The following is a 13,838-nucleotide window of genomic DNA, read 5'->3' as shown; positions in this document are numbered from 1 at the left end:
GTCGGTCAGGGCGTGCGCACCCACACCCAGTCGCGGATCTCGGGCAGGTCCTCGCCGGTACGCCGCACGTAGGCGCGGTGCTCGGTGCGCTTGTCGACCATCTGCTGGCGCAGGACGGCTGCCTTGCGGCCGAGTCCGGGAACCCGATCGATGACGTCGATGACGAGGTGGAAACGATCCATGTCGTTGACGACGAGCATGTCGAACGGTGTCGTCGTGGTGCCCTCCTCCTTGTAGCCGCGGACGTGCAGGTTGTGGTGGTTGGTGCGCCGGTAGGTCAGCCGGTGGATCAGCCACGGGTAGCCGTGGTAGGCCAGGATGACCGGCCGGTCGGTGGTGAAGATGGCGTCGAACTCCGGGTCCGGCAAGCCGTGCGGGTGCTCGGAGTCGGGCTGTAGACGCATCAGGTCGACCACATTGACCACCCGCACCTTGAGGTCGGGCAGGTGTTGGCGAAGCAGGTCGGTCGCGGCGAGGATCTCGCCGGTCGGCACGTCACCGGCGGCGGCGAGAACCACGTCGGGGTCGCCGTCGTCATTGCTCGCCCAGTCCCATATGCCGAGGCCGCGAGCGCAGTGCAGGGCCGCCTCGTTGATGTCGAGCCAGGTGGGGGCGGGTTGCTTGCCGGCGACGATGACGTTGACGTAGTCACGGCTGCGCAGGCAGTGATCGGCCACCGAGAGCAGGGTGTTGGCGTCCGGTGGTAGGTAGACCCGGACGACTTCGGCCTTCTTGTTGACGACGTGGTCGATGAAGCCGGGGTCCTGGTGGGAGGTGCCGTTGTGGTCCTGGCGCCAGACGTGCGAGGTGAGCAGGTAGTTCAGCGACGGCACGGGTTTGCGCCAGCCGAGGTGCCGGGTCGTCTTGAGCCATTTCGCGTGCTGGTTGAACATCGAGTCAACGATGTGGATGAAGGCCTCGTAGCAGGAGAACAACCCGTGCCGGCCGGTGAGCAGGTAACCCTCCAGCCAGCCCTGGCAGGTGGTCTCGGAGAGGATCTCCATGACCCGGCCGTGCCGGTCCAGGTGCTGGTCCACTTCATCGACTCGGGCTTGCCACGCCTTGCCGGTCGTGTCGAGGACGGCACCGAGCCGGTTCGATTCTGTCTCGTCCGGGCCGACGAGGCGGAAGTTGCGGTACTCGACGTTCGCTGCCATGACGTCGCGCAACCACCCGCCCAGCACCCGCGTCGCCTCGGCGATTTCACCGGCCTTGACCGCGTAGTCCCGGAAGTCGGGTAACTCCAGGTCACGGGGAAACCTACCGCCGTTGGTGTGCGGGTTCGCCGACATGCGCAACTCGCCTCGTGGCAGCCAGTCGACCACCCAGGACTGCGGCGCGCCGTCGGCGTCGAAGAGCTCCTCCGGTCGGTAGGAACGCATCCACGTTTGAAGGGCGTCGAGGTGGGCGGCGTCGTCGCGGGCCGCCGTCAGCGGGACCTGGTGGGCGCGCCACGTCCCCTCCACCTGCAGCCCGTCGACGACCTGAGGGCCGGTCCACCCCTTGGGGGTACGCAGCACGATCATCGGCCAGCGTGGCCGTTCGGTGACCCCATCCTCGCGGGCGGCCCGCTGGATCTCGGTTATTTCGTCGAAGGCGACGTCGAGGGTGGCGGCGAGGAGCTGGTGGACGGTGGTGGGGTCCTCGCCGGCGACGAGGTAGGGCTTGTGCCCGTACCCCTCGAGAAGGTTGCGGAGTTCGTCGTCGCCGATGCGGGCCAGGACGGTCGGGTTGGCGATCTTGTAGCCGTTGAGGTGCAGGATCGGCAGCACGGCACCGTCACCGACCGGGTCGAGGAACTTGTTCGAGTGCCACGACGCGGCCAGCGGGCCGGTCTCGGCCTCACCGTCGCCGATGACGCACGCCACGACGAGGTCAGGGTTGTCCAGGGCCGCGCCGTAGGCATGCGACAGCGAATAGCCCAGTTCACCGCCCTCGTGAATCGACCCGGGCGTCTCCGGCGCGACATGGGACGGGACGCCGCCGGGGAAGGAAAACTGGGTGAACAGCCGCTGCATGCCCACCGCGTCCTGCAATATCCGCGGGTAGATCTCCGAGTAGGTGCCTTCCAGCCAGGTGTTCGCGACCAGCCCGGGGCCACCATGACCCGGGCCGGTCACGTAGATGACCTCCCGGCCACGCGCGGCGATGATCCGTGACAGGTGGGCGTAGAGCAGGTTCAGACCGGGAGTGGTGCCCCAGTGCCCGAGCAGCCGCGGCTTGACCTGCACCGGTTGCAGCGGCTCGCGCAGCAGCGGGTCGCCCATCAGGTAGATCTGCCCGACCGACAGGTAGTTCGCCGCGCGCCAGTACGCGTCGATGCGCTCCAGCTCATCGGACCCCAACGGCTCGCCCGCCGCCACACGGAAAGTCGATACGGTGTCCAGAGGTGCGGTGCGGGTCGCGGTCATCAGGACCGCCGCCTTTCCTATCGGTAGCGGAAGAAATTGCGGTACGCGCCTGCATGACGACGGCCCGCCGAGGGCGCGGGACGGTCATTAGCGCCCCGTTGCGGCCAACTCTTTGCCATTGCCCTTGGCGCGATGCCCAAGACTGATCGGTGCAGCGAGGACGCGAGCGCCGCGCGGCTCCCGTGGGGAGACCAACGCGCCACGTTCGACGATGTGCTCAGTCTGCGCTCGCCATCGGCAGATGGTCAGGGCCAGAAGACCCCTCAAGCCGGGCCTGTCTCTTCCGGCTGCTACCGAGGTCTGGATCAGATGGCGGACGTGTCGCTACGGCGGCGCATGGCGGGCGCGAATACAGGCGCGCATCGGACGCTCCTCGATCATTTCAGCGCGGGTCCGGGGATCCCGGCTTCACCGTCACCGACAAACCGTTTCCCGACTGGCTCGGCTGGAACCTGTCGGCCCGATGTAATTTGCGGGCCGGGTGTCACCGAACAGCGTGCGACGGCCCGGTCGGTGCGGTTCCTACGCTTACCGAGCCCGCGTGGCGTCGCTGTGCACGCAGCACGGCCTTGCGAATCTCGTCCGCGGCCGGCAGCAGAACACCGCAGGCCACGAGATCGCCCAGTCCGCCACGGACAGCGCTGCGGTGTGGAACAGGCCGGTTGCTGGCGTCCAGCGACGCCACACCGGCGGCAACGGCGTCAGATGTACGCCGGGCCGGTTCGCTCTCGCCGGTCAGTGCGGAGTTGTCGACGGTCAACCCGTGCGCCTCGATGACCTGCGTCGGGGGCACCGCGTCGCCTGCCTCGAGCACCAGGATGTCGCCGACGACCAGGCTGACCGCCGGCACGTCGACGCGTTCCCCGTCGCGCAGGACCACACTGCGACGCGGCACCATGGCCCGCAACGCCTCGGCCGTCCGTTCTGCGGCGAACTCCTGTCCGAAGCCGATCACCGCGTTGAGCAGCACCACTGCCAGGATCGCGACCGCCAGCTGCAGGTTACCGGCGTCGCGCGGCCGGCCCAGCTCGTAGGCGATGAACGTGATCACCGCGGCGACCAGCAACATCACCGCGAACAGGTCGGTGAACTGGGCCATGAACCGGCGAAGGACCGACGGACCACGGGCTACCGGAAGTTCGTTGAGCCCGTCGCGGGTCAGCCGCGCCGCAGCGTCGTCGGCCGACAGCCCGCGCGAACTGACTTCCAATCGGTCCAGTCTTCCCGTCACATCCAACGATGCGGACCCAACTCCGCTCTGTGGGATGGACGTCTGCGGACCGGATGTCACCGTGGCTCCCTTTTAACCGCTCAGGGCGGCTCGTTGGCGAACACGCAGGCAGCCCCTCCGTAGAGAACGGCCGTTGGAGGAGCGGTGCGGACTGACCGCCGGCCGGCGCTGCGCCGGCCGGCCGTGCGCTACAGCCAGTCCTTGCGTTTGAAGACCCCGTACAGGCCGGCGGAGAGCGCCGCGATCAGGGCTGTTGAGGCCAGCACTCCCCCTTGGGAGCCAAATCCGGGGTAGGGCAGGTTCTGGCCGTAGAAGCCGGTGACCGCGGTGGGGACGGCGATGATCGCCGCCCAACTGGTCACCTTCTTCATGATGAGATTCATCTGGTTGGCCTGGATAGTCAGGTTCGTTTCGACTGTCGTCGCGACGAGGTCGCGCAGAGACTCGGTCCACTCGGTGACCCGCAGGACGTGGTCGTAGACGTCCTGGTAGTACGGCGTCATCACCTCGTCGACGACATGCAGGTCCCGACGCAGCAGGCCGTTGAGAACCTCCCGCATCGGCAGCACCACCCGACGCAGCACCACAAGGTCGCGACGCAGCTCGAAGGAGCGCCGCTGCACGGCCTGGATCTGCGCCCGGCGCTCGCCGAACAGCAACTCCTCCAGCCTCTCGATGCCCTCGTCGAGCTGCCCGACCGCACGGAAGTGCCCGTCGACGACATGGTCGAGCAGGCCGTGGAGCAGGAACGCGACGCCGTGACTCGCGAGATCGGCCGAGGAGTCCCAGCGGGCGAGGACCGGCGCCATGTCGAAGCCCTCGTCCTTGCGGACGGTGATCAACGCCTGGTCGGTCAGGAACACGGCTATCTCACTGGTGCGCAGCCGGATGCCCGGAGACTCGATCTTGACCGCGTAGGCACTGATGAACAGGTGTGTGGCGTACCGGTCAAGCTTCGGGCGTTGCGACTCCTGGAGGGCGTCCTCGATGGCCAGCTCGTGCAACCCGAACTGGGTGTCCACCATCTCGAAGTCGCCAGCGGTGGGCCGACACAGATCGAGCCACACCACGGAGTTCGGGTCATGGAGGTGCGCGGAGATCTCCGCGACCGGAAGGTCCCGCGCGACGCAGACGCCGTTCTCGTACAACCGCGTTCGGACGCGGGACTCCGGTCCGGTCAGGTCGGCCGCCTCATCGGGCACGGCCTCGGGAACCGCAGTCATCGCAGCGAACTCCGAGACTTCCGAGCCCTGTCCCCCGCGATCGCACCGGGAGTCCCCACGACGGTCATCCGCCGTGTGCGTGTCACCACGTCGCCGCCTCCTGTCCTCATGCTCGACTCAACCGTGCCTCGGGAGGCGGCGTGTCGGACAGGGCCACAAGACCCGAACGTTTGACCGGTCTCCCGCGGCCCTTCAGGGCTTTTTGGCCCTGACGTCGGTTGCTCGCGCACCGACGGTGGCGTTGAAGCGCTGCCATCCGTTCCGGGTCCTGCTGGGTCACCCGCACCATCTGCGGCACCCGGTCGCGATCTGAGACGGCGCGATTCAGGTACCGCTCGACCACCGGCGGAAGCGCGCCAGATGACGCCGAACCGGGCGACCGACGATCGGGGTGAACGGTCACGGGATGCGCTCCGTGGTGAGATAGCGACGCACCGGCATGAGCATGGGGAGCACGGTGAGAGCGGCACCGACCGTGCCATAGACGAACAGCAGGGGCGACGGGCCGACGTAACGGAACTCCACCAGGAGCCAGGCCAGTTGACCCAGCCCGAGCAGAATCGTGGCCGACCAGGACCAGTGACGGCCGGTCAGGTGCCCGGCGGTCGCGAGCCATGGCCATGGTGGCCGGCGTAGGACACCGTACGCGGCGATCAGCGATACCAGGCCGAAGCCCACGGCCAGCACCAGCCCGGGAACGAGCCAGCTGTCAATGAGGGGAATACGGTCGAGTGGCTCGCGGGGTATCTGGTCCATTCCCCAAATACCGAAGATCAGACCGACTCCGCCGAACAGTCCGCTCACGCCGAGGAACGCCAGCAGGCCGACAAGGGCCCACACCGTCGCCGGACGACGTCCTGTTGTCGCGAGTGGAGTTCTCGCGTGAACCCTTGTTGTCTGCACTTTTTCACGGTCCACCTGCGCAGGCTGGCAGAACAGGGTCGAAGGGCCTCTATGACCGCGCTGCCGCCTACCAGAGCTTCTGGTTTGCCCTCGGACGCCGGCCCGCTGGTCTCAGCGACCTGCATCGGTCGCTGATCCCACCCCCACCGGACCGGGACCGGATGATGTCCGGGTGCCCGTCGAGGCGTCAGCCTGCCGCATAAGCTGATCAGTTTCGGCGATGGCCACCAGTGAGCGCCAATCGTCCGCCATGGCGGCGACCAGCACCGGAACGTCGGGGTGGCGGTCGGCGTCGACCCTGACGGTGATGGTGAGCACGCCGGCGTAGGAGAACGCCAGGAACGAGATGGCGAGGTTCCCGGCGAGCGCCCCGATCGGGATCATGTCGATGACATCCGCCCCCAGCAGCCGGATCGGGGCGGGTGGGCCGGTCACGTTGCTCTCGACGACGGTGGTGAGGCGTTGCCTGCGGGTGAAGCGCCGCAGCAGGCCCAGCCGCGCCAACCAGAGCAGCAGGCACTGCTCGGTGGTGAGCATCTGCTCGCGCTTGGCGGTGCTGCTGTTCGCGCTGACCAGACGCAGTCGTACGGCCGGGTCGGGTTCGCCGAGCGGAAGCTTGACCACGATGATGCCCGCCCGGTTGCCGGTGCGGGGTGCTGGTGTGCGGATGCGGGGTGACGCTGCGACGGTGGCGTTGATGTCGATCCCGTCGACGCGCTCACCCCGGGACCGCAGCAGAGCGCGCAAGCCTCCGGCGGCCAGGTTGAGCACAACGTCGTTGACCTTCCCGTCGTGCGCGTGCGCGACGTCCTTGACGGTTGCGAGGTCGAGGCGGAAAACGGCGAGCGCACGGTGTGGGCCGACCGGGCCGGTCAGTGAGGTTCGGGGCGCGTGCCATGCGTGGCCGAGGAGTTGCCGGCTGATGGCGAGCGTGCCGGCGAGCCGGCGGGTTCGTGGCCGGTGGACGAGCCGCCGGAGGGTGCTCAGCCTGAGCCGGAGGTTGTCTCGAGCCAGCATGCGCCAACCCGGCGCGTCGGCAGCCGACCAGGCGGAATGCGGGGCCGCTGCGGTGGGAGCGAGGAGGGCGGTGAGGAGTCTGACCGCGGCGAGGCCGTCGGCGATCGCGTGATGAAGCGCGAGGATGGCGGCGACGCGACCGTCGGGTAGGCCGGTCACGAGCCAGATCCGCCACATCGGGTGGGCGCGGTCCAGCAGCGGCGCCAGCAGTTCCTCGGCCACCCGCATCAGCGCGGCCTCGTCGCCGGGTGGGGACAGCGCAATGCCGTTCACATGCCGGTTGATGTCGAACGACGGATCGTCGACCCACAGCGGCGGGCCAGCCAGCCACCCCGGGTGGTGGACGATCCGACGCAGCTCGGGCACGCTGCTGAGCCGCTGGTCGAGGTCGGCACGGATCTCGGCCAGCCGCAACTGCCCGTCCGCGTCGCAGATCGACGCGCCGTCGAGCACAGCCACTATGCCGACGTGCATCGGAGTGTCCGGCGCCTCGATCGCCAGGTTGGTCAGGTCCACGGCGCTGAGCCGCACGAATCCGATGGTCACGAAGACCTCCTACGAATCCTTTGGGTGGGCCGTGGCGTTCGGTCAGGGGCCGTGAAGAACGGCGGACCCCGGACGTGCTTTCGCGCCTGACAGTCCGAGTCGATGGTGGTGGGCGGAGCGCCACCGGGGTCCAGAGCTACATCTGCACCGCACACCCTTGACCAGGCGCGTGCGATGAGCGGTGTGCTTCCTTGTGGCAGGAATGCTCAGGTGTCGGAGGGCTTACCCGGCGACGGGCTGTCGCAGTTCGGAGGCGATCTGGCCAGCCCAGGTGTCGATCGCCGACCAGTCCCGGAAGTCGCCCTGCGGAACGTGTAGAGCCATGACCATGGCCTTCTCCGCGAGACCGAGCCGGTGGCGGTCGAGGCGACCGGCGAAGACGCGATGATCGCGTGCGTTCACGGAGGTGACGATGTCACTGACCTCGGCCGGAGCCTCAGCGGGCTTGGGCGGGTCACCGATCGGGCCGCTGGAGAACAGCCACACTGAACGCGGTGGATTCGAGGTGATCCGCGCTGCCACGCTGCGGGCTTCCTCCAACCATCGTCCCATGTAGACAGCACTTCCCAGCACCAGTGCGTCGTACGAGGTCACGTCAGTGACTTCTGCCGCAGCGGCGACATCGACGACGGAATCGGACGGCAATCCGCCTCGTAGGGCGGTCGCGATGTGAGTAGCGATCTCCGTTGTGGATCCATGCTTGCTTGCGGCGGCGACGAGAACTCTCATGGCTGACTACCCTTCCGTTGACCTGGTAGGCAGGCGGTTGCCTGCCGCACCCATTGCCGAGAAGGCGGCTTCCTAGCCGCCGGCGCGGTGACCCCACGACGTCTGCGCAAGCACGGTGGTGGTCATCAGCTGGTAGAAGAGGTCGGGCTGTTGGAACAGCGTGCGGTGTCCGGACAGCTCGAAGATGACCATCTTCTTAGTCGGTGCGTCGAGGAGCTGGAACCATTGCTGGGCCGGTTCGGCCCGACCGCGGGCCTCATGCCTTCCCTGCACGAGATAGACGGGCACCTGAAGCTCGGTGACCTGGGTGCGGAAATCGATGTCCTGCAGCTGCGGGTACAGGACGGTGAACACGTCCAGGAATCCGGCCAGCCCGTGGAGCTGCTCCATCAGGCTGTATTCGGCGACGAAAAGGTTGTCGGAGAATCCGTTCGCGCTCTCCGCGACGAGGGTGTCGTCATAGGGGTAGATCTGGTGCTCGTAGGTCAGCGCCGGCTCGTAGTCGAGCATCGCCGTGTACGGCGGGAGTCCACTGGTGACGAACTGCCGTTCCAGCTGCGTGTTGCCGGTGGAGCGGGCCCAGGCAAGGGTGTCGGTGTAGAAGATCTGGTCGGTTTCTCGAGGGCTGACCATCTGCCCGGCGCCGACGAACGCGTGGAACAGCTCCGGGTGCCGCTGGGCGGCGAGGACGCCCAAGATCGATCCCCAGGAGTTGCCGACGAGGTAGATCTTGTTCCGCCCGAAGCGTTCACGCAGGTAATCGGTCACGTCGATGACGTCGGCGACCGCTGCGTCCAGGGTGAGGGTCGCGGTTGAGTCGAGGTTGTCGTAGGACTTGCCGGTGCCCCGCTGGTCGAGGGTGGCGACAACGAAAGCTTTTTCGAGGTCCTGGCCGTGCTTGCGCATCGCGCCGATGTCGCTGCCACCCGGACCGCCTGCAAGGTAGAGCAGCACCGGGCGGTCGACGCTGTTTCCACGGATCATGACCGCGAGGTCGTGGCCGCCGGCCGGCACCCGGGTCAGCTCCGCGACGCTGCCGGGCATCGGCTCACCATCCGCGCTGACGATGGCGTCGGTCCGCGCCGGGCGGATGACGGCGACGGACAGCGCGATCAGTCCCAGCACGGCCAGCCCGGCGACGGCGGCACGCGCCCGCCTCCCGACCGACGCACGGCCGGTCCGGATCTGCCTGCTGCCGTCGAGGCCGCGCGCCGCCGCCGCGCCCAGGGCCGCACCGATGATCATGGGTACGACCGTGAGCACGCCATGAAGGCCACGACCGAGCACGAACGCCACGATGCCGTAGGTGCTGCCGAGATGGAGCCCGTCGACCAGCGGCCCGACAGTCGCGATCCGCGCCAACTCGAACACGGCGACGAACGTGACCGGCGCCAGAAGCATGGCCCACCGGGAGCGCATGACGAGCGCGGCGATCACACCGACGAGCAGACCGGCACCGATGGCGAGCAGTGCGTTCAGGGTGGTGACCGGTCCCCGTGGTGTCACCCATGCGGCTGTCAGGCCGTACAGACCGGCGGCGGCGACTGCCGCGCCGGTGCCAATGCGCCGGTCCCACCAGCCGGGCACGACCACCGACGGCTGCTGCTGCTGCTGGAGTGGGTGGCTCATCATGGGACCTCGTTCGGCGAGAAATTCGGTAACAGGGCCTGATCAGTCACCCGGTCCGGAGCAACACTGTGAGCCTCCGCCCGAAGCGCTGCTGCCGGGCGGCCGGAACCCGGGCGCTGCGGGCCACCGCGAAATCATCGGGTGACCCGCAGCGGGCCTGGCTACTTGAGCCAGGTGGCGTTACGGACCAGCGGGGTGGCCGACCACGCCTTGCCGAACCCGAACGTGTTCCCGGCGTTGAGCAGGGCCAGGACGATCAGGATGGCCGCGTAGATGAGGTGGTCGTCCATGAACGGGTTGCTCGACGGCGGCAGCACCGCTGCCCACATCATGACGACCAGGATCGCGCCACCGATAGCGGCGAGCCGCATCCCGATGCCGAGGATCAGCGCCGTGCCGATGGCTAGCAGCGCACCCATGAACAGCACGTTGGTGACGGTGTTTCCGGCGATGGCGGTGAAGAAGCCACTGAACGGGCCCTCGGAGCCGCCGAGGAAGCCCGCGGTGGGGCTGCCGCCGTTGAGCCAGGACCGCGCCGACGGGGTGGCGAATCCCCACCCGAACAGCTTGTCCAGGAACGCCCAGAGGAAGACCCAGCCCAGCGCGATCCGGATGCCCGCCAACAGGTAACGGGCAGCGACAGCAGAGCGGCTTTCGGCGGCGGGTAATGCCGCTGACGAGTCACGACCGGTGGGCCTGGCGTCGGCTTTTTCGGATTGCCGGCCGGCGGCGGGCCGGCGGGCCGCGTCTGGTACGGCGACGGCCAGGGGCGCTGTCGGTGGCATCGTGGGGCCGGCGGCGGTGGGGGTTGCGGCGTTGTGGTTCCGGGCGATGTCGACCATCGCACTCACGATCCTTCTTGGGCTGATGGTGCGGTGTCCGCCGGGCGTACGCCCGGTGGGTCGGCTGTTTGAGCCCGGCCGCCGTCCGTCCCCTACGACAGACGGCGACCAGACAATCGATCTTCTACGGGGTGGCGCCGGCAAGCAGTGCCTTGCCGTTGGGCTCGGGCTGAGCGGGCAGCGGCTGGTCGAGAGCTGGCGTGGCTATCACGCTCGGCGGGGTTGCGGTGGCGGCGGCGTTCTCCCGGGCCAGGAACGAGCCCAACTCGCCGATGGTGGACATCAGCGGGGCGGGGAAGACGACTGTGGAGTTCTTGTCGACGCCGAGCTCGACGAGGCTCTGCAGGTTTCGGAGCTGCAGGGCGAGCGGGTGCGCCATCATGATGTCGGCGGCGGTGCCGAGGGCGTCGGCGGCAAGCGCCTCACCTTCCGCGGCGATGATCTTCGCGCGCTTCTCCCGCTCGGCTTCGGCCTGGCGGGCCATCGCCCGTTTCATACTCTCGGGCAGTTGAATGTCCTTGAGTTCGACCAGGGTGACGGCGACGCCCCATTCTTCGGTGGCGACGTCGAGGATCTCGCGAATGTTGAGGTTGATGCGGTCGGTCTCGGACAGCGTCTCATCGAGGGTGTGCTGGCCGACGACCTTGCGCAGGGTCGTTTGGGCGATCTGATTGATGGCAGCTTCGACGTTCTCGATTGCCACCACCGACTTGACCGCGTCGGTGACGCGGTAGTACGCGACGGCGGAGACGTCGACGCTGACGTTGTCGCGGGTGATGATGCCCTGCGACTGGATCGGCATCGTGATGATGCGCAGGCTGACCCGGTGCAGCACGTCGACGAACGGGATGATCGCGGTCAGCCCGGCCTTCTTGACGCGGATGACCCGACCGAGCCGGAACAGCACCCCCTGCTCGTACTGCTTGACGACCTTGAGGGACAGCGCCAGCAGCAGCACTGCCACCGTCGCGACGATGATCCAGATGGTGGTGGTCATAATGCGTTCCCCTTGCTGGCCCCGGAAACCCGGAGCCGTCTGCGTACAGGGGCGAGCTGGTGATCAGTGCTTGCCGGCGTGGATGACCGCAACCGGTCCGTGGGCGTGGTGGACGAGCGCGCCGCTGACCGAGCCGAGCAGCAGTCCGGCGAAGCCACCGTGGCCACGGCAGCCGACGACGGTCAACGCGGCGTCACGGGACGCGTCGATCATGCTGTGCTCGGCGTTGAGGCTGCGGATCGGCCGGGTTTGCACGTTGACGTGCGGGTGGCTGGCTTGCACGGTCGCGGCGGCGTCGGCGAGGACCTGCTGAGCTTCCTGCTCGGCGGTGCGCTCCGCGGCGGCCTGCGCGTCGACGTCGTTGCCGGCGAAGCGTTCCCACGGGCCGGGCCAGTAGACATGCGCGAGGATCAGCGGCACCTGCCGCTGGTCGGCTTCGGTGGCCGCGAAGTCCCGGGCCGCGTCCGCGGCCGGTGAACCGTCGATGCCGACCAGCACCGGCCCGAGGGCGGGCACCGGCAGGTCCGGCTGCTCGGGGCCACGCTCGATGACCGTGTCGGCGACCGGGGGCCGGACCACGATGACCGGGCCGTGGGCGTGCGCGGCGAGCTGCGCCGACACGGAGCCGAGCAGCAGCTCGGCGAAGCCGCCGACGCCACGGGCGCCCACCACGGTCACCGCGGCGGTGCGCGACTGCTCAACGAGCACCGACGCGGCGCCGCCGGCGATCCGCTGGCACTGCACCTCACCCAGCTCCGGGTGCTGCTTGTGCAGCAGCTCGGAGGTGTCGTGCAGCAGCACGTTGCCGGCCTCCTCCTCGCCCTGATCGACGCCGCCGAGGTAGGGCTCAGACATCATGGTCGGTCCGAAACCGTAGAACGGGGTGAGGTAACCCGACACCAGCCGCAGCTCGGCTCCCCGGCGCAGCGCGAGAGTGGCGGCGTACTCGGCGGCCACCAAGCTGGACGGCGAGCCGTCCAGCCCTGCCACGACAATCGGAATCTGGGACATGAGAGTTCCTGTCTGGTCGACGTTCACGGGCGCAGCGGGACGTGCGTGCTTAGGTCGTTGCCGATGCGCCGGGGTGCAGTTGCCGGCTGCCCGGCGGGCGCTTGCTCGACCCGGAACGCCTCGCGGTCGGTGTACAGGTGCAGACCTGACACCTCGACATCCCCGCGCCACGGCTGAATGTCCACGATCAACGGCGCGGTGCCAGCGGTGCGAAACCATCGCTCCCGGGTGACTACCGTGATCGCCGTATCGCTGTCGGTCTGCATACGCTCAGACTGCGCCAGCACCGCTGAGCGGGGCAGAGGCGGTGGGCCCTGCCGGTGGGGGCCGTTGTACCCGCGTTGGTAGATGCCGATCGCCTGGATCAGCAGGTCGAACCCGCCCGACGAGGCGATCGTCGAGCGGGACGGTGGCCCGGCGGACATCAGCGGGTGCGGCCGAGGACCACCAGGTCGGCGGCGAGCTCGAACGTCGCGGGCAGGCCGACGCCTTCGATCGCGACATCGGCACCGAGCCCACCGGTGGCAGTGCGCGCCGGAAGGGAGCGGACGGGCAGGGCCATAAGACCCGAAAACTTCGTGTGTCTCATGGCGCACCTGCCAGGAAGGGCCGTTGGACCCTGCTCAACCAGGCCGTTCAGGAGTACAACGGAAGGATGATTCGTGTCTTTCTGCTCGATGACCATGAGGTCGTCCGTCGCGGCATCTGCGAGCTGCTGACTCAGGACGGCGACATCGAGGTGGTTGGACAATCCGGGTCAGCGGTGGAGGCTGCGCACCGCATACCGGCGCTGCGGCCGGACGTGGCGATCCTCGATGCCCGCCTGCCGGACGGCAACGGGATCGACGTGTGCCGGGACGTACGCGCCATCGACCCCACCATTCACGGGCTGATCCTGACGTCGTACGACGATGACGAGGCTCTCTTCGCGGCGATCATGGCCGGGGCCGCCGGATACGTGTTGAAGCAGATCCGGGGTGTCGATCTGCTTGACGCGGTGCGCCGGGTTGCCGCTGGGCAGTCGCTGCTCGATCCGGCGGTCACCGCCAGAGTGCTGTCACGTATCCGCGATGGTGCGAAGGCGCCCGATGAGCTCAAGTCGCTGACCGACCAGGAACTGAAGATTCTTCGGCACATCGCCCAGGGCATGACGAACAAGGAAATCGCGCAGGAGATGTTCCTGGCCGACAAGACGGTGAAGAACTACGTCTCGAGCGTCCTGACGAAACTCGGCCTCGAGCGGCGCACCCAGGCGGCAGTCCTCGCCACCAACCTGATGCGGGGCAGCTCTCGCTGATC

12 protein-coding genes are annotated in these 13,838 nt (G+C 68.2%); 1 reads left to right on the top strand and 11 read right to left on the bottom strand.

Translation table 11 applies throughout. The features are described from left to right. Positions 1-5: 5 nt before the first annotated feature. The 11 genes from ACLJOK_RS04345 to ACLJOK_RS04295 form a co-directional block, all read right to left on the bottom strand. Positions 6-2,411 carry a phosphoketolase gene (locus ACLJOK_RS04345; RefSeq protein WP_410816260.1) on the bottom strand — a complete coding sequence of 802 codons (2,406 nt, stop codon included), beginning with the start codon at positions 2,409-2,411 and terminating at the stop codon, positions 6-8. Between the two features lie 484 nt (positions 2,412-2,895). Further along, a complete protein-coding gene (locus ACLJOK_RS04340) occupies positions 2,896-3,642 on the bottom strand; it encodes a cation-transporting P-type ATPase (protein ID WP_410816258.1) in 747 nt (248 codons plus the stop codon). 188 nt (positions 3,643-3,830) lie between these two features. Continuing rightward, complete coding sequence (locus ACLJOK_RS04335) at positions 3,831-4,865, bottom strand: magnesium transporter CorA family protein (RefSeq protein WP_410816256.1); 1,035 nt, start codon at positions 4,863-4,865, stop codon at positions 3,831-3,833. 399 nt (positions 4,866-5,264) lie between these two features. Continuing rightward, complete coding sequence (locus ACLJOK_RS04330; RefSeq protein ID WP_410816254.1) at positions 5,265-5,783, bottom strand: hypothetical protein; 519 nt, start codon at positions 5,781-5,783, stop codon at positions 5,265-5,267. A 96-nt stretch (positions 5,784-5,879) separates the two neighbouring features. Beyond that, positions 5,880-7,331 (bottom strand): wax ester/triacylglycerol synthase domain-containing protein, encoded by a 1,452-nt coding sequence (locus tag ACLJOK_RS04325; protein ID WP_410816253.1) that lies wholly within the window; start codon positions 7,329-7,331, stop codon positions 5,880-5,882. 222 nt (positions 7,332-7,553) lie between these two features. Further along, complete coding sequence (locus ACLJOK_RS04320; protein WP_410816252.1) at positions 7,554-8,060, bottom strand: flavodoxin domain-containing protein; 507 nt, start codon at positions 8,058-8,060, stop codon at positions 7,554-7,556. A gap of 72 nt (positions 8,061-8,132) precedes the next feature. Next, positions 8,133-9,689: an alpha/beta fold hydrolase gene (locus ACLJOK_RS04315; protein ID WP_410816251.1), complete on the bottom strand. Its 1,557-nt coding sequence runs from the start codon at positions 9,687-9,689 to the stop codon at positions 8,133-8,135. A 161-nt stretch (positions 9,690-9,850) separates the two neighbouring features. Then, positions 9,851-10,531, bottom strand: coding sequence for a DoxX family protein (locus tag ACLJOK_RS04310; protein WP_410819260.1), 681 nt, complete (start codon positions 10,529-10,531; stop codon positions 9,851-9,853). Positions 10,532-10,655: 124 nt separating this feature from the next. Next, entirely contained in the window at positions 10,656-11,528 is an 873-nt protein-coding gene (locus ACLJOK_RS04305) for a slipin family protein (RefSeq protein ID WP_410816249.1), read from the bottom strand. Between the two features lie 63 nt (positions 11,529-11,591). Continuing rightward, positions 11,592-12,539 (bottom strand): universal stress protein, encoded by a 948-nt coding sequence (locus ACLJOK_RS04300; RefSeq protein ID WP_410816247.1) that lies wholly within the window; start codon positions 12,537-12,539, stop codon positions 11,592-11,594. A gap of 23 nt (positions 12,540-12,562) precedes the next feature. After that, the gene (locus tag ACLJOK_RS04295) at positions 12,563-12,964 is read right to left on the bottom strand and encodes a hypothetical protein (RefSeq protein ID WP_410816245.1); all 402 of its coding nucleotides are present in this window, start codon (positions 12,962-12,964) and stop codon (positions 12,563-12,565) included. Between the two features lie 230 nt (positions 12,965-13,194). On the opposite strand from ACLJOK_RS04295, the gene ACLJOK_RS04290 reads away from it, so the two are divergent. Then, positions 13,195-13,836, top strand: coding sequence for a response regulator (locus tag ACLJOK_RS04290; protein ID WP_410819259.1), 642 nt, complete (start codon positions 13,195-13,197; stop codon positions 13,834-13,836). The last annotated feature ends 2 nt before the right edge of the window (positions 13,837-13,838 follow it).

This window comes from Micromonospora sp. 050-3, assembly GCF_046549335.1.
In the GTDB taxonomy this organism is placed as follows: Bacteria; Actinomycetota; Actinomycetes; order Mycobacteriales; family Micromonosporaceae; genus Micromonospora; species Micromonospora trifolii.
The sequence above is the reverse complement of the archived record's forward strand: the minus strand, read 5'-3'. Positions and strand labels throughout refer to the sequence as shown.